This window comes from Bifidobacterium asteroides (assembly GCF_048001765.1).
GTDB classification, from domain to species: Bacteria; Actinomycetota; Actinomycetes; order Actinomycetales; family Bifidobacteriaceae; genus Bombiscardovia; species Bombiscardovia asteroides_K.
On record NZ_CP181447.1, the window covers coordinates 942,230 to 959,035 of the forward strand.

The window sequence follows — 16,806 nt, forward strand, 5'->3', positions numbered from 1 at the left end:
GACCGGGTATATCGCCAGCCCGGCAGAGCGGTTAGAATCGTTATGCATAAAGCCGTTTCAGCAGGGAGTGGTCATGCAGAACATGCAGCAAGAATTCACGCGTCCGCTTGAGAAGCCGATAGATGCTGATGTCAGCGTCTTCTCTCTGCTTGAAGACAGGGTGGAGCGCCTGGGCGACGATCCCGTAATCGAATACCGGAGCGGACGTGAGTGGAACACCATCACGGCCCGTGAGTTCCGGGATCGTGTAGTCGGACTGGCCAAGGGGCTTATGGCCCGGGGGATAGGCCGGGGGGACTCGGTAGCCATCGTGTCGCACACCCGATGGGAGTGGACTGCCCTGGACATGGCCATCCTGTCCATTGGAGCGGTGACAGTGCCGGTCTACGAGACGGACTCGCCCGATCAGATCCGGCGCATCTTCAACGACTCCCATGTGGGCATGGCCTTTCTGGAGGATGACGACATGAGGGCCCGGGTGGACGCGGTTCGTTCCCAGTGCGCCTATCTGAACGACCTGTATGTGATCACCAGGGGGGCGCTGACCACCATGACCGCCTACGGACGGGCTGTGGACCAGGCAGACTTCCAAGCCCGGGCCGACTCGGTGCAAGGCTCCGACCTGGCCACTATCGTCTACACTTCAGGTTCCACGGGCAAGCCCAAGGGCATTGAACTCAGCCACGGCAACATCGTCTTCACCGTGCGGTCAGGCGCTCAGGCAGTCCCTGACATATGCTTGGGTGAGGGCAGACGGCTTCTGCTCTGCCTGCCCCTGGCCCACGCCTTCGCCCGCTGCCTGCAGTTCTTCGCCATCGCTACGGACCTCACCTTGGGGCTTACCGGATCCATCCGCAATCTGCTGCAGGACATGCAGACCTTCAAACCCACTTTCATCCTGGCTGTGCCCCGAATCTTCGAGAAGATCTACAACGCCGCCTCCCAGCGAGCAGGCACAGGCACCCGGGGCAGAATTTTCCTGGATGCCGCAGGAGTGGCCAGGCAGTGGTCCCGCCATCAACAGAACGGCACCCGCGTCCCCATGTCGCTGAAGACCAAGCACCTCATGTACACGGGAACCGTCTATGATCCCATCTTGGAGGCCCTGGGCGGCCGGGTCAAGTATGCCATTTCGGGCGGCGCCCCCCTGGACAGGGACATTGCGGACTTCTTCAATGGCATAGGCCTGCCCCTGCTGGAGGGCTACGGTATGACCGAGACCATGGGTCCTGTGACAGTCAACCCAACCGAAGGCTATCGGCTGGGCACCATCGGTCTGCCCATGCCCGGCATCACTGTGGGCATCGACCAGGAGGGCCAGCTCTGTGTCAAGGGCCCGGATGTCTGCATGGGCTACCACAACCATCCCGAAATCACCACCAGGCAGATTCGCGACGGCTGGCTGCTGACCGGCGATCTGGGCAGTCTGGACGAGGACGGGTTCGTTCGGCTGACTGGCCGGCGCAAGGAGATCATCATCACTGCAGGAGGCAAGAACATCTCGCCGGCGCTGTTGGAGACGGCTGTTGAACGCTCGCCCATCATCAGCCACTGCATGGTCATCGGGGACCGCAGACCATTCATCTCGGCCCTGATAACCCTCAATCCCGATGAGGTCGACCGCTGGCTGCGGGACCAGGGTGCTGAGCCCTTGAAAGATGCCGCTGCGGCCGGGGAAAACCCCATTATCCGCACCGAGGTCGATCGTGCCGTGGACGCGGCCAACGCTCAGGTATCCCGGGCCGAGGGCATCCGTCGCTATCTGATTCTGGACCAGGACTTTACTCGTGAAAACGGATTGCTGACCGCATCATACAAGCCCCGCCGTCAGGAGGTTCTCAAGCGGTATGAGGACAGGATTGAGCAGGAGATTTATGCTCAAAGACCTGCGTCGGCTGGCTTGATGTAGCCTGTATCGATCAGCGCCGCCTTGAGGTTGGAGGCCGAAACCGCGACCAAGGGTCTTGACAGGCGACGCACCTGTTTGCCGTCCTGGTTGACGGTCTGGATCGTCTCCATCGCTGGCGCCTTGCCCTGGCTGTTGAGGCCGACGCAGACCTTGGCAATATCAGCCGCAAGCCCCAGCCTGTCCTCCAGTCCGGTCATCCACTGCTGTCCGTCCACTATTTGAGGAATGTTGTCAACGTAGGCGCCGTATCCGCTGATGATGGGCCAGGCAGTGTGGTCGTCCGAGGGCGTTGATTCCTGGGTTTTGCCCGTAGTCTGCGAAGAATCCTCTTGTGACCCCGTCGAATTCTGGGGTGTAGGGCTTTGGGCGGGTTTGGGCACGCGCTGTCGATGCAGATCCTGGCGGCCGGCCATGGATCCCACGATACCGGATATGGAGATCTCCGGGTTGACGTCCGCTGACGAACCCCGGTATCCCAGATCCCCGAGCTCAGAAACCACTCCGGAAACGATGAAGTCGTTCATGGCCAGAATGCCATCCACTTCGGTGTGGGTCTTGGCGCCATTGTTCATGGCCAGGCGGGTCGCCAGCTCTTTGCCTGTAGCCGAAGCATCCTTGCCCGGATCGAAGGCGACCGCCGTCCAGTCCTTCTCGGTGCTATCTGCATTCAAACGTCCCGATGGACTGACAACCCGCCCGTCCTTGAAGTAAGGACCCAGCACCTGCCAGATTCCAGCGAAGGCCTGGGCGGGGAAAGAACTCTGCCCATCCTGCTCCTCTTGCTGGTCCTGCTCAGCCTGGCCGGATTCAGCATCCTCGTCAGCAGAGGGTGCATCAGAGGAGGATGTCTCGGCTGTGCGGTTCGGCAGCAGAATCTCGATGCGGCAGGGGTTGTTCCTGCTGACCTTGTCCAGTTCCAGCTTGCTGGCCAGCTTGTCCGCCTGCATCTGACCGATGGCCCGAGCATCGGACAGCTGTACAAACAAGTCCGGCTGAATGCCCGGAACCTGATTGGCCAGCAGCACCACATGCATACCCGAGCCCGCGGCCAGACGCAGAGATGAGACCAGACGTACGCGCGCCTTGTCCTTGGCATCGGCAACCAGTGACTTGCTGATGTAGTCGCCGTACTGGCGGGTAATGGAGTCTGGCGAGGTCATGGGTGCCACCACCAGTGTGGTCGGCTCCGAGGCCTTCCCGGCCCTGCGCTCCGAAAGACGGCTGACCACGTAATCCTGCAGTTCCTTGCTTTGGTCCTCCAGATTCCCGCTGGTATAGGTATCGATGCGCTTTCCGGAAAGATTTTCCTTGGTCAGTGCCGTCCTGAGCTCTGGAACCAGGGCGGCCCACTTGTTGATGGGCGTGTGCTGGGAGAGGGTGATACCGTCAGAGGGAGTGAAAATGGCCACCCGACCTGGTGCTTCGGCAGCTGCCGTTGAGGTCGCCGGGCTCTGCTGAGCGCTCGGGGATTGTTTCCCTCTGCCCATTGCCGGACCGCAAGCACCAGTCGATGCCACCATGACCAGGCATGCCAGCAGGGCCAGCAAGCCGGACAAATGCCGTGCAAAGCCGGTCTTCTTCACATTCGCTCCTTCGTTCCGACAGAGCCCGACTCTGGCCGGGTCCCGAGCAACCATTCTATGGGTTCTCGGGCAGGAGCGTATGGAGTCTCCTTGCTTTTGCGCACAAGGTTCGCGCCTAAGGGGCAGACAGACAGAACCGAACAGAGCAGATTAACCTCCTGCAATGGCCAGGAGATGATGCCCCGTCTGATATGTTAATCCGCCTTGGGTCCCGTGGCCCCTGTCGCAGCTGAAGCCATACGCTCGGCGAGGGCATGGTCCAGGGCATCCATGAACCCTTCGGTGTCCAGCCAGGGCTGATCAGGACCGACAAGGCTGGCCAGATCCTTGGTCATGCGGCCGGAGCGGACGGTCTCGATGACTACGGACTCCAGGGTTTGCGCGAACTGGGCTACCTTGGGCGTGTCATCCAGCCGTGCCCGTTGCTTGAGTCCGCCGGTCCAGGCAAAAATGGAGGCGATCGGGTTGGTGGAGGTGGTCTCTCCCTTGAGCCAGCGCCGGTAATGCCTGGTCACGGTCCCATGGGCGGCTTCGGCCTCTACGGTCTGCCCGTCGGCCGTCATCAGCATGGAGGTCATGAGGCCAAGGGACCCGAACCCTTGGGCTATTGCATCGGATTGAACATCGCCGTCATAGTTCTTGCAGGCCCAGACATAGCCGCCCTGCCATTTGAGCGAGGAGGCCACCATGTCGTCGATCAGCCGATGCTGGTAGGTCAGTCCCTCTTGTTCGAACCGACTCCGGTACTCCTGCTCGTAGACCTGGGCGAAAATGTCCTTGAACCGGCCGTCGTAGGCCTTGAGGATGGTGTTCTTGGTGCTCAGGTAGACCGGGTAGTGCCTCTGCAGGGCATAGTTGAAGCAGGAGCGCGCAAAGTCGCGGATGGAGTCGTCAAGGTTGAACTGCACCTGGGCCACGCCCGGACCTGGGTAGACGGTCACCTCTCTGGTCACCGGATCGTTCCCGTCCTCGGGGGTGAAGGTGACACTCAGCTTCCCCGGCCCAGGCACGGTGAAATCAGTGGCCTGGTACTGGTCGCCGAAGGCATGGCGGGCCACCACGATGGGTTTGGACCAGCCGGGGACCAGCCGGGGGATGTTGTCGATGACGATGGGCTCGCGGAAGATGGTTCCGCCAAGAATGTTGCGGATGGTGCCGTTGGGCGACTTCCACATGCGCTTGAGTCCGAATTCCTTCACCCGGGCCTCGTCAGGGGTAATGGTGGCGCACTTGACGCCCACATGCTCGCGCTGGATGGCCTGGGCCGCCTGCACGGTGACCTTGTCGTCGGTGGCGTCCCTGTTGCGGATGCCCAGGTCGTAATAGTCCAGGTCCACATCCAGATAGGGCAGAATCAGCCGTTCCTTGATCATTTTCCAGATGACCCGGGTCATCTCGTCACCGTCGAGCTCGACAATGCGTCCCTTCACGGCGATCTTCTCCATGGCGGTCTCCTAACAGTGGGCGGGTCGGGGGCCGGATCCTGCTCCCGGTGCCGCAGTTGCGCTCGCGAACAGTTCTATCCCAAGTTTGTTACTCTCCATTCCCCTGCTCGTAACCCGTTCGTAGCAAGCCGGAGCGTCATCATGAGGCGCTAGGCTGGCAGATATGACACAGGAAATCGAAATAGGTCTCGGCAAGAAGGCCACGGTGGCCTACACGCTCGATGATGTCTCCATACTCCCGTCAAGAAGGACCAGGGACCCACAGGATGTTTCCACGGCCTGGCAGGTGGATGCCTACGAGTTCGACCTGCCCCTCTTGGCAGCGCCCATGGACTCGGTGACCAGCCCCGAGACGGCCATCGCCCTGGGTCGGTTAGGCGGATTGGGCGTGCTTGACCTGGAGGGGCTGTGGACCCGATACGAGGATCCGCAACCGCAGCTGGACCGGATAGCCCACGCCTCGCCGGAACAGGCGACCGGGGTCATTCAGGAGGCCTACCGGGAGCCGGTCAAGGCGGAGTTGATCACCCGCCGTCTGCAGGAGATTCGCAAGGCCGGAGTCACAGTGGCCGGGGCCCTGTCGCCTCAGCGTACCCAGGAGTTCTACACCACAGTGGTCGACGCGGGCGTGGATCTCTTCGTAATCCGTGGAACGGCGGTCTCGGCTGAGCATGTCTCCACCAGTCATGAACCCTTGGATTTGAAGAAGTTCATCTACGACCTGGACGTTCCGGTCATCGTCGGCGGTGCCGCGACTTACCAGGCTGCCCTGCATCTGATGCGCACGGGTGCCGCCGGGGTGCTGGTCGGGTTCGGCGGGGGAGCATCCTCAACTGACTCCGCCACAATCGGAATTCAGGCACCTATGGCCACTGCCATCTCGGATGTGGCCGAGGCGCGTCGCGACTACCTGGACGAGTCCGGTGGACGCTACGTTCAGGTCATCGCCGACGGGGAGACCGGCACCTCGGGGTCCTTTGTCAAGGCCTTGGCCATGGGGGCCGATGCGGTCATGCTGGGCACGCCCCTGGCCAAGGCCACGGAGGCTCCTGGTCAGGGCATGCACTGGGGGGCCGAGGCCCATCATCCTGAGCTGCCTAGGGGTCGCAGGGTCCAGGTCGGCCAGGTGGGGAGCCTGGAGCGCATACTCTTCGGGCCCAGCGATCGCACCGATGGCAGCCTGAACCTGATCGGGGCACTGCGCCGGGCCATGGCCTCCACCGGATACGTGGATGTCAAGAACTTCCAGAAGTGCCGTGTGGCAGTGACTCCTGCTCCCCGCTGCTGAGCAGGACAGGGCATTCAAAGCCTATTTATCCACAATCCGTATCAAGGCCGGTTCAGGTTGACCACATTCCTGAACCGGCCTTTACATTGCCTGAGCGCATTCTTACTCTGGACGTAATCGCTGTCGTTGCGTCGGTCGCCCAGTGCACCTCGCCGGCATGAGAGGGGGAACAAGCACATCGAAGTGCGAGGGGAGAAGTATGACGGAGTATATGGATCTGGCGCCGACCTGGGATGGGGATCAGGCAATTGAGGATTCGCCGGGACAGGAGTTCGGCGGCTGGTGGCCGTCTACCTGTGCCCAGGTGCCGTTGGGGCTCGGGGACATCAACCTGACAGTGCGAACCGTCAACTTCATCCGGCCGGCGGATGCTGCTGGGCCTGAGGGTCTGACAGGGGATCTGAAGCGAATTCTCGTCAACCTGTGTGCGCTGGCATGCAGGGTCTTCGATGTACTGCGGGGCCGCCTGCCGATGAAGAGCCTGGACCGTATGCTCAACCGTGTCTGCATGGAACGGCTGGCTATGCTGGCACAGCTGATGCGTGATCGGCATCTGGGTATGGTTCGCACGTCAGATCATGTCGGCCTGGCCTACCTGCCACTGATTCCTAAACTGGTCGAACTCTACCGCGTTGACCGCGACCGGTACGAAACCACCATCGGATTCCTGGTCGGCGAGCGCACGGTGCTGACCAATCTGATCGTTGCAAGAAGCGGTTCGCGCTGGGTCTGTGTGCGCTTCGACATGGGCTAGACGGTGGCTTTGGCGGGGTCGCCCATATGATGGTGGGTATGTTGCGTGAATATACGGTCGAGCTTCAACACCCGACGACGGACAAGGACACCATCTATTCACTCCTGGCAAAACGCACTGCCCGCGATCCTGAGGAGCTGGTTGCCCAGTGGCAGGATCCCATGACCAGAAACTGGCATGACGTCAAGGCCGGGCAGATGTCCGCACGGGTTCGCGCCGTGGCCAAGGGCATGATGGCCCTGGGCGTGGAAAAGGGCAGCACCGTGGTCATCTACGCCTCAACCAGCTATGACTGGGGGGTCACGGACTTCGCCTGCGCCGCCATCGGAGCGGTTTCGGTGCCAATCTACGAGACCGACTCGCCCAGCCAGGCCCAGAAGATCGTCCAGGACGTGGACTGCGTCCTGGCCTTCGCCGGCGACTCGGAGCATGCACAGATTCTGGAGCAGGTTCGTGGGTCCTCGCCAAAACTCAAGTATGTCTTCAACTTCGAAGCCGGTGGCCTGAATGCAGTCAGCGAATTCGGCCAGGGGATCGACGACGAACGCCTTGACCGGGCCATCGCCCAGGTCAAGGCCGACGATCTGGCCACCATCGTCTACACCTCGGGCTCAACCGGTGAGCCCAAGGGCGCCATGCTCTCCAACCGGAACTTCGTCCACATCGTCTTCGTGGGCTGGGATGTGCTCTACCATATGCTGGCAGCGCCCTCGCGTCTGATGCTCTTCCTGCCCCTGGCACACTGCTTCGCCCGTTACATCCAGTACGTGGCCATCGGCGCCCAGGGCGTGGTCGGGTACGTCTCCAACGCCAAGCACCTGCTGACCGACCTGCGCACCTTCCGGCCCACCTATCTGCTGGGTGTGCCCCGTGTCTTCGAGAAGGTCTACAACGCCGCCTCGCAGAAGGCCGGCACAGGCCTGGCCGGCAAGGTCTTCGCCAAGGCCACCAGGCACTTCATCAAGTGGTCCAAGGACGAGCAGGAGGGGCGCGGCCACTCGCCGCTGACGCGCCTGGCCCACGCTTTCTATACCAAGACCGTCGGCAACACGATCGAGTCCGCCCTGGGCTCCAACCTGAGCTACCTGGCCTGTGGCGGCGCGCCCATGAACGCCGACCTGGCCCACTTCTTCAACGGGATCGACGGGATCACCTTCATCCAGGGCTACGGGATGACCGAGACGGCGGCACCCTGCATCGTCAACTTCGAGGATGCCAACGAGGTGGGGTCGGTCGGCCGCCCAGGTTCGGGCATCACGGTCAGGCTGAGCGACGACGACGAGCTTCTGGTCAAGGGACCCAGTGTCTTCATGGGCTACTACCACCAGCCCGAGCTGGATTCCACTGTTCTCGATAAGGACGGCTGGCTGCACACCGGTGATCTGGCCCAGATCGACGACCAGGGCTTCGTCTTCATCACCGGCCGCAAGAAGGACGTCATCATCACCGCCGGCGGCAAGAATGTCAGCCCGGCGCCTTTGGAGGATGTCATCAGCACCTGCCCGATTGTCTCCCAGGCCGTGGTCGTGGGCGACGGCAGGCCCTTCGTGGGCGCCCTGGTCACCCTGGATGCGGGCATGCTGAAGTCCTGGCTGACCTCCCAGGGTCTGGACGCTGACATGAGCATGGAGCAGGCCAGCCATAACGATGCCATCCATGCCTTCATCCAGCAGTATGTGGACAAGGCCAACTGCAACGTCTCTCGGGCCGAGTCGGTGCGCAAGTTCCTGGTGCTGGACCAGGACTTCAGCCAGGAGGACGGCACCCTGACCCCAAGCCTGAAGGTGGTGCGCCCCGAGGTGCTCCGCCAGTACGCCGAACTTGTGGACAAGGTCCTCTATGCGCCCAGGACGCCAGCCAAGCCCGCCTCCAAGGAGAATGACATTGTCAGCAGGGCACGGACCACCATGAGCGATTCCCTGGCCAGCATGACCGGACGCAAGCGTGATGGCCGTCCGGAGGGGGAAGCAGCCCCAGAGGACGAGAAGGACGGCCGCGACGGCCGGGATGACGAGGAGTAGGCAGTGGCGATTCGTACAATCAGAGTGGTTCCCGATCCGGTTTTGCGCACCCCCTGCGATCCTGTGACCAGTATCACCCCGGCTGTGCGCAGTCTGGTGCGTGACCTGGTGGACACTGTCGACGACCCGGGCAGGGCAGGCCTGTCGGCCAACCAGATCGGCGTGGGCCTGCGCGTCTTCTCGTATAACATCGGCGGCAAGGTGGGCTACATCATCAATCCGGTCATCGACAAGACCTCCGGCGAGCAGTATGGCGAAGAGGGATGCCTGTCCCTGCCCAACCTCTGGTATCCGACCCGGCGGGCCGATTACGCCCGGGCCCACGGCATCGATCTGGACGGCAAGACGGTGACCCTTGAAGGCCATGGCATCATGGGGCGGATGATCCAGCACGAGTGCGATCACCTGGACGGCCATGTCTACGTGGATCGGCTGGAGAGCGATGTCCGTCGCAAGGCCATGCAGCAGCTGAGATCAGCCAGGTAGGCAGAGAGCGAAAGCGATACCCGAGGTCATTGGCCTCGGGTATGATTGTTATTTGGCGTGTCATTGCGCAGGTCCGCTGTCACGGGTGGGCAGGCGCGTCCAGAGTATTCCCGAACACACGCCGCAAATTCGCGCCATGTCCGCGACGTCCTGTGTCGGTCGGCTCCTCGGAGTTGCACGCAGGTGCACATGGCCAGGCAATAACCGACAATGAAAGGTACGGACATGGCACAGATCACCATGAGCGAAATGCTGAAGGCCGGCGTCCACTTCGGACACCAGACCCGTCGTTGGAACCCCAAGATGAAGCAGTACATCCTGATGGAGCGCAACGGCATCCACATCATCAACCTCTTCAAGTCGCTCGGTCTGATCGACCAGGCCTATGACTTCATCAAGCAGACCGTGGCCCACAACGGCACCGTGCTCTTCGTGGGGACCAAGAAGCAGGCCCAGGAGGCCATCAAGGCCCAGGCCACCCGGGTGAACATGCCCTACGTCTCCGAGCGCTGGCTGGGCGGCATGCTGACCAACTTCCAGACTGTGACCAAGCGGGTCGGCCGCTTGAAGGAACTGGAGGAGATGGACTTCGACGACGTGCACGGCTCGGGGCTGACCAAGAAGGAGCTTCTGCTCCTGCGGCGCGAGAAGGACAAGCTGGAGCGTCAGCTGGGCGGCATCCGCAACATGAGCCGCACCCCTTCGGCCCTTTTCGTGGTCGATATCAACAAGGAGGCCCTGGCGGTCTCCGAGGCCAACAAGCTTGGCATCCCGGTCGTGGCCCTGGTGGACACCAACACGGATCCTGAGCTCGTCACCTACCCCATTCCCGCCAACGACGATGCCATCCGCGGCGTCGAGCTGCTGACCAGACTGATGGCCGATGCCGTGGCCGACGGTCTGCTGGAGCGCTCCGGCAAGGCCGCCAAGACCGAGGAGGCCTCCGACCAGCCCATGGCCGAGTGGGAGAAGAACCTGCTGGAGAACAAGGACGGACAGCCACAGGAGCAGGCCCAGGAGACCGCTCAGGCTCCCCAGGCCGAGCAGCCTGCGCAACCGCAGCAGGAGACCCCCGCTGCCGATCAGGCCGCCTGAAATCTGGCGTCTAGATAGGAGAGTTTCATGGCAAAAATCACCGCTGCACTGATCAAGGAGCTGCGTGATCAGACCGGCGCCGGCATGATGGACGTCAAGAAGGCCCTGACCGAGGCCGAGGGCGACATGGCCCGCGCCAAGGAGATCATCCGCGCCACCGGCATCCAGGCCGCAGGCGCCCGCGAGGGCCGCAAGGCCCAGGAGGGCCTGATTGCCTCCACCGTCGTCGAGGGCGGACAGGGCCAGATCGGCTACGCCGTCGAGCTCAACTCCGAGACCGACTTCGTGGCCAAGACCCCTCAGTTCATCGAGTTCGGCCAGGAGGTCATCGACGACGTGGCCAAGGCCGATGCCTCCAACGCCGAGCAGGTCGATGCCGCTCCATCCAAGTCCGGCACCGTCAAGGAGACCGTTGAGGAGGCCGGCGCGCTCTTCCATGAGCACGTCAAGGTCGGCCAGGTGGCCCGGGTCGAAGGTCCCCGTGTGGAGATCTACGCCCACCGCAAGTCCGTGGAGATGCCCCCCTCCATCGTGGCCATGATCGCCACTGATGAGGCCGGCGCCCAGGTCGCCCATGAGGTGGCCCTGCAGATCTCCGCCATGAGCCCCAAGTGGCTCAGCCGCGAGGATGTGCCTGCCGACGTGGTGGAGTCCGAGCGTCGCGTGGCCACCGAGAAGTCCCAGGCCGAAGGCAAGCCCGAGAAGATCATTCCCAAGATCGTCGAGGGGCGTCTGAACGCCTTCTTCAAGGAGACCGTCCTGCTGGAGCAGCAGTACGTCAAGGACACCTCCAAGACCATTGGCGACCTCTTCAAGCAGGCTGGCGGCAAGGCTCTGGCCTTCGCCCGTCTCGAGGTCGGTAAGGGCGACGAGGAGTAGTAAGTAGTCCAGCAATGTTTGACGACGTCTTGCCTGATCCTGTCTGAGGGACGGGCGGACGACCGGCATTGACGGTAGGGGAGTGGCTTTTATGGTCGCTCCCCTTCTTTTGTCCTGGGCCTCCTCAAGGAGGGGTTGTCGTCCAGCCTCGATACCCTAGTTAGCGGCGTATTCCGCCTGTCATTGTCTGGAGAAAGGGCTTTTATGACCGGATCCGATTCAGCACAAAACCCAGCATCGCCTCGTCGTGTGCTGCTCAAGCTCTCCGGAGAGGCCTTCGGGGGAGGCGAGGTCGGCATCGACGTGCAGGTGGTCAAGCGGGTGGCCAGGGAGATCGTCCAGGCGGTGCAGAGCGGCGTTCAGGTGGCCATCGTGGTGGGCGGTGGTAACTTCTTCCGTGGAGCCGAGCTCAGCCAGGCCGGAATCGAACGCTCGCGCGGCGACTACATGGGCATGCTGGGCACGGTCATGAACTGCCTGGCCCTACAGGACTTCCTGGAGCAGGCTGGACAGGCCACCAGGGTACAGACGGCCATCACCATGGGCCAGGTGGCAGAACCCTATATCCCGCTTAAGGCCATCCGTCACCTGGAGAAAGGGCGTGTGGTTATTTTCGGCGCCGGATCCGGTATGCCTTACTTCTCCACAGACACCGTCTCCATCCAGCGGGCCCTGGAGATCCACTGCGTCGAGGTCGTCATGGGCAAGAACGGGGTGGACGGCGTATACACGGCTGATCCACACAAGCAGGCTTCTGCGCGCATGTTCACCAATTTGAGCTACCAGCGGGCCCTGGTGGACAACCTGGCCGTCATGGACGCGGCGGCACTGTCCATGGCCCGGGACAACGACATGCCCATCCGTGTCTTCGGACTTGAAGGAGAAGGCAATGTGACCGGAGCGCTCGAGGGCCAACGTCTGGGCACCCTGGTCCACGGCGGTCCTGATCGTACCCTGTGACCGGTTGCGGGCACGCCTCGCGCCGCTTGGCCCCGTGGCCCCATGGCCGTAGAGTATAAGAATGACGGACCTTGCGCGCACAGGCGGATGGTCCATACAACAAGGAGCAGATCATGACCACAGTGGTGGACCAGGCCGGAAGGCAGATGGACAAGAGCATCGAGGCGACCAAGGAGAACTTCTCGGGGATCAGGACCGGGCGTGCCAACCCCTCCTTCCTCAACGACATCATGGTGGAGTACTACGGCACTCCCACGCCCATCAAATCGCTGGCATCCATCGGCGTCCCGGAGCCTCGCACCCTGGCCGTCACCCCCTTCGATCCATCCCAGGCAGGCGCGGTCGAGAAGGCCATCCGCGACTCGGATCTGGGTGTCAACCCCAGCCGTGACGGCAACGTCATCAGGGTCACCATGCCCGAACTGACCGAGGAGCGCCGTCGGGACTACGTCAAGCTGGCCAAGAACAAGGCCGAGGAGGGCAAGGTGGCCGTCCGCAACATCCGGCGCAAGGTCAAGGAGGAGCTGGAGGCCAAGGTCAAGGATGGTGACCTTGGCGAGGACGAGGGCAACCGGCTGCAGAAGGAGCTGGAGACCGTCACCAAACAGAAGAACGATTTGATCGATCAGCTCCTGGATGCCAAGGAGAAGGAGATCCTCGAGGTCTGATCCGCTCGGGGAGGATCCACTGTTCATGAGTACTAAGGAAAGCTCCGCCGAGAAGGCAGGCCAGGATGCCGTCGCAACCCTGAACAAGCGAACCGGGCGCAACATGCCGCAGGCGGTGGCCACTGGCGCGCTTCTGGTGGTCATCATCCTGGCCTGCATCCTGGTGCGCATCGACGCATTCATCTACCTGATCGTGATCTTCATGACCCTGGGGCTCTGGGAGCTCAGGGTGGACTTTGCCACGGCGGGCCTGCATATACCGGTGGTCGAGCTCTGGATCTGCTCGGCGGCCACCATGTTGGCCTCCTTCTACGCGCCGGACCATGTGGCGGCCATGACTGCCGGTGTTCTGGTGACTGCCTTGGTCGGGGCTCTTGCGGCCACACGCAACCATCGCCTGGGTGGCCGTCTGCTCAAGGCAGTGAACGCCAAGCTCTCGGGCAAGGATGCGCAGACCATGGCCGATGCCTCCTACGGTGCCGCCGAGGGGAACAGCCGATCAAGCAGCCTGGCCAATGTGGGTGTCACCCTCCTCACGGTTGTCTACATCACCCTTCTGGCCTGTCTGATAACCCTGCCCACCACCTTCGGCGGGCATCCTGCCGCACATGCCTTCATGGTGATTTTCCTGCCTGCCTTGAGCGACATCGGCGGACTTCTCTTCGGCTCGCTCTTCGGCAAGCACAAGATCTCGCCCCGCATCTCTCCCGGTAAGTCGTTGGAGGGACTGGCAGGCTCCATGCTCTGCTGTCTGATCGGCGCCCTGGTCATCTTTGCGGCCACCTATCCCATGGCGGATTGGGGACGGATTTGGTGGGTCGCCCTGCTCATGGGCATTATGGTCGGAGCCACAGGCACTCTAGGGGACCTGAGCGCATCCTTGATCAAACGCGACCTGGGGATCAAGGACATGGGCCATCTGCTCAAGGGTCATGGCGGGGTGCTGGACAGGGTGGATTCCATCCTCATGTCCGCACCGTTCATCACACTGGTTCTTTTGGTCACTGGCCTGTGATTGGAATTGATGGCGATACAGGATGAGGTAGAGGTATGACGGATGTCGATATGACCGGTGCCGAGCCTGAGACCGGCATCACCCCCGGAGGCAAGGATGGCGCTTTCCGCGACGTGCTGGCGGCCGACCATGCTAGGCGTGGCAAGCCGCCGCGCCACTTTACGGACATGGACCAGCAGGAGCGTCAGGAGATCTGCGCCCAACTGGGCCTGCCGAAATTCCGTGTCTCGCAGCTGGCCAACCATTACTTCAATCACCTGTCCACCAACCCGGACGACTTCACGGACTTTCCTGCAGCTAGCCGTCAGGAGGCCGCACGCCGCTTCTTCCCTGAACTGATCACCCCGGTCACCGTTCAGAAGGCGGATCAGGGTACCACCATCAAGACCCTCTGGGAGCTCTTCGACGGGTCCAGGATCGAATCGGTGCTTATGCGCTATCCCTCCAGGGCCACCCTCTGCATCTCCAGCCAGGTCGGCTGCGGCATGGGTTGCCCCTTCTGCGCCACCGGTCAGCTGGGACTGACCAGGAACATGTCGACCGGTGAGATTCTGGAACAGGTCAGGGCCGCCTCCAAGATGATGAGGTCCGGACAGGTCGCCGGAGGACCCGGGCGCCTGAGCAATATTGTCTTCATGGGGATGGGCGAGCCCATGGGCAACTACCGGGCTGTGCTTTCCGCAGTCAGGCAGATCAGCGCCCTGCCACCCAAGGGATTCGGCATCTCGGCCAGGAACATCACCGTCTCCACGGTCGGCGTGGTCCCCGGTATCCGCAAACTGACCAAAGAGGGAATCCCGGTTCGTCTGGCCGTCTCCCTCCATGCTCCCAGCGACAAGCTGCGCGACGAGCTGGTTCCCATGAACCGCCGCTTCAACACCACCCAGGTTCTGGATGCAGCTCACGACTACTACCTGGCCAGCGGCAGACGGGTCAGCATCGAGTATGCCCTGATGCGCGGCATCAATGACCAGGCCGAGCATGCCCGCCTTCTGGCCAAGCGCCTCAACCACTACGGGGACGACTGGGCGCACGTCAATCCCATACCTTTGAATCCGATTGAGGGGTCTCGTTGGACGGCCTCCAAGCCTGAGGATGAGCAGCGCTTCCTGGACATCCTTCACAAGGCCGGCATCACTGCAACCATGAGGGACACCCGCGGATCGGACATCGACGGCGCCTGCGGACAGTTGGCAGCTAAGGCCGTCAAGCTCCAGGCCTGATTCAGCGTTTGCAATGTGGTCATGCCATAGTGTGGACATGCGGCAGTCTTCAGACACCGCAGAAGCTAGTGTCGTGACTCAAACAATTCGGTTCAGGCAGGAAGGCAGGTCGCATGACGGTAGCGGTTCGTGTCATTCCCTGTCTTGATGTCGACCAGGGCCGTGTGGTCAAAGGCGTCCACTTCAAGAACCTGCGCGATGCGGGTGACCCTGTCGAACTGGCTTCCGCCTACTACCAACAGGGAGCCGACGAACTGACCTTTCTGGATGTGACCGCTTCGGGCAGCGGGCGAGCCACCATGGTTGACCTGGTCAAGAGCACGGCCGACCAGATTTTCATTCCGCTAACCGTCGGCGGAGGCGTGCGCACCCCGCAGGATGTCGACACTCTCCTGAGATCCGGGGCAGACAAGGTCGGGATCAACACGGCAGCCATCGCCAATCCGCAGGTCATAGGCGACATCGCACAGCGGTTCGGCCGCCAGGTGCTGGTGCTCTCGGTCGATGCCCGCCGATCCGATGCAAGGGGGATTACCTCAGGATATGAGGTAACCACCATGGGCGGCCACCAGTCAACCGGCATCGATGCCATCGACTGGGTCAAGCAGGCCCAGGAACTTGGGGCCGGCGAGATCCTCCTCAACTCCATGGATGCGGACGGCACCCGTCAGGGATTCGATCTGGAGATGATCTCCGACGTGCGCAAGGCCGTATCCCTTCCGCTCATCGCCAGCGGCGGGGCAGGCAAGGCCGCCGATTTTCCTCCTGCTGTCAAGGCCGGAGCCGATGCTGTCCTGGCGGCTTCCGTCTTCCATTTCGGCCAGGTGTCCATCCAGGACGTCAAGCAGGCGCTCCATGCGGCCGGGTATCCGGTTCGATGGCAGGCCTGAACCAATCCACGCAGATAATTTCGGCACCGCACGGTGCATGGCATTTGCAGACCGTGTTGGCAGCCATCGGGAAACCATACCCATACCTTGAACAATCAACTGACAAAGGTAAGTCGGACAAATCAGGAGAATGAGGATCAATGTCACAGTCTTCGAAGGACCAGGAAGCACGTTTGGATCCGAGCATAGCGGCCAGGCTCAAGAAGGATGCCAAGGGACTTGTTGCCGCTGTGGTCCAGCAGTATGACAGCCGTCAGGTCCTCATGGTCGGGTACATGGATGAGGAGGCCTTGAGACGAACCCTGACCACGGGTAGAGTCACCTTCTGGTCCCGCTCCAGACAGGAATACTGGCGCAAGGGAGACACCTCCGGGCATGTCCAATACGTCAAGGGAGTCAGCATCGACTGCGACGGGGATGCGCTGCTTATCGAAGTGGACCAGGTGGGGGCGGCCTGCCACACCGGAAGCAGGTCGTGTTTTGAAGCCGGAGGACCCTTGCCGGCGGTGCAAGGCAACCGTACGCAGGCACAAATGCAGAGTGAGGAAGGGTAATCCAGTGCAGAAAGACGCTAAGGTTGTGGCAGGGAA

Annotated in this window: 15 protein-coding genes; 13 read left to right on the top strand and 2 right to left on the bottom strand. The window is 62.0% G+C overall.

Annotation, left to right across the window (positions count from 1 at the left end; translation table 11 throughout):
* Nucleotides 1-82 precede the first annotated feature (82 nt).
* Nucleotides 83-1,909, top strand: a complete 1,827-nt coding sequence (locus ACNAOV_RS03585; protein ID WP_416518144.1) for an AMP-dependent synthetase/ligase — start codon at nt 83-85, stop codon at nt 1,907-1,909.
* On the opposite strand, the gene ACNAOV_RS03590 is transcribed toward ACNAOV_RS03585, so the two are convergent.
* A complete protein-coding gene (locus tag ACNAOV_RS03590; RefSeq protein ID WP_416517988.1) occupies nt 1,879-3,492 on the bottom strand; it encodes a hypothetical protein in 1,614 nt (537 codons plus the stop codon). The two genes, ACNAOV_RS03585 and ACNAOV_RS03590, sit on opposite strands and share 31 nt — an antisense overlap.
* Before the next feature lie 194 nt (nt 3,493-3,686).
* On the bottom strand, nt 3,687-4,937 hold the full coding sequence (locus tag ACNAOV_RS03595; protein WP_416517989.1) for an NADP-dependent isocitrate dehydrogenase: 1,251 nt from the start codon (nt 4,935-4,937) through the stop codon (nt 3,687-3,689).
* Between the two features lie 163 nt (nt 4,938-5,100).
* Here ACNAOV_RS03595 and ACNAOV_RS03600 point away from each other — a divergent pair, with 163 nt between their 5' ends.
* The 12 genes from ACNAOV_RS03600 (at nt 5,101) to hisI (ending at nt 16,770) form a co-directional block, all read left to right on the top strand.
* Nucleotides 5,101-6,225 (top strand): GuaB3 family IMP dehydrogenase-related protein, encoded by a 1,125-nt coding sequence (locus tag ACNAOV_RS03600; RefSeq protein ID WP_416517990.1) that lies wholly within the window; start codon nt 5,101-5,103, stop codon nt 6,223-6,225.
* Between the two features lie 199 nt (nt 6,226-6,424).
* The gene (locus ACNAOV_RS03605) at nt 6,425-6,979 is read left to right on the top strand and encodes a hypothetical protein (protein ID WP_416517991.1); all 555 of its coding nucleotides are present in this window, start codon (nt 6,425-6,427) and stop codon (nt 6,977-6,979) included.
* Between the two features lie 38 nt (nt 6,980-7,017).
* The gene (locus ACNAOV_RS03610) at nt 7,018-9,000 is read left to right on the top strand and encodes an AMP-dependent synthetase/ligase (protein WP_416517992.1); all 1,983 of its coding nucleotides are present in this window, start codon (nt 7,018-7,020) and stop codon (nt 8,998-9,000) included.
* A gap of 3 nt (nt 9,001-9,003) precedes the next feature.
* Nucleotides 9,004-9,486, top strand: a complete 483-nt coding sequence (locus tag ACNAOV_RS03615) for a peptide deformylase (protein WP_015021747.1) — start codon at nt 9,004-9,006, stop codon at nt 9,484-9,486.
* A 225-nt stretch (nt 9,487-9,711) separates the two neighbouring features.
* Nucleotides 9,712-10,581 carry a 30S ribosomal protein S2 gene (gene rpsB / locus ACNAOV_RS03620; protein ID WP_416517993.1) on the top strand — a complete coding sequence of 290 codons (870 nt, stop codon included), beginning with the start codon at nt 9,712-9,714 and terminating at the stop codon, nt 10,579-10,581.
* Nucleotides 10,582-10,608: 27 nt separating this feature from the next.
* On the top strand, nt 10,609-11,460 hold the full coding sequence (gene tsf / locus ACNAOV_RS03625; RefSeq protein WP_029678902.1) for a translation elongation factor Ts: 852 nt from the start codon (nt 10,609-10,611) through the stop codon (nt 11,458-11,460).
* Between the two features lie 204 nt (nt 11,461-11,664).
* The gene (pyrH, locus tag ACNAOV_RS03630; protein WP_416517994.1) at nt 11,665-12,420 is read left to right on the top strand and encodes a UMP kinase; all 756 of its coding nucleotides are present in this window, start codon (nt 11,665-11,667) and stop codon (nt 12,418-12,420) included.
* A gap of 113 nt (nt 12,421-12,533) precedes the next feature.
* The gene (frr, locus tag ACNAOV_RS03635; RefSeq protein WP_416518145.1) at nt 12,534-13,088 is read left to right on the top strand and encodes a ribosome recycling factor; all 555 of its coding nucleotides are present in this window, start codon (nt 12,534-12,536) and stop codon (nt 13,086-13,088) included.
* Between the two features lie 25 nt (nt 13,089-13,113).
* Complete coding sequence (locus tag ACNAOV_RS03640; protein WP_416517995.1) at nt 13,114-14,103, top strand: phosphatidate cytidylyltransferase; 990 nt, start codon at nt 13,114-13,116, stop codon at nt 14,101-14,103.
* Nucleotides 14,104-14,138: 35 nt separating this feature from the next.
* The gene (rlmN, locus tag ACNAOV_RS03645) at nt 14,139-15,326 is read left to right on the top strand and encodes a 23S rRNA (adenine(2503)-C(2))-methyltransferase RlmN (RefSeq protein WP_416517996.1); all 1,188 of its coding nucleotides are present in this window, start codon (nt 14,139-14,141) and stop codon (nt 15,324-15,326) included.
* A gap of 113 nt (nt 15,327-15,439) precedes the next feature.
* Entirely contained in the window at nt 15,440-16,216 is a 777-nt protein-coding gene (hisF, locus tag ACNAOV_RS03650; protein ID WP_416517997.1) for an imidazole glycerol phosphate synthase subunit HisF, read from the top strand.
* A 140-nt stretch (nt 16,217-16,356) separates the two neighbouring features.
* Nucleotides 16,357-16,770, top strand: a complete 414-nt coding sequence (gene hisI / locus ACNAOV_RS03655; RefSeq protein ID WP_416517998.1) for a phosphoribosyl-AMP cyclohydrolase — start codon at nt 16,357-16,359, stop codon at nt 16,768-16,770.
* Nucleotides 16,771-16,806 lie beyond the last annotated feature (36 nt).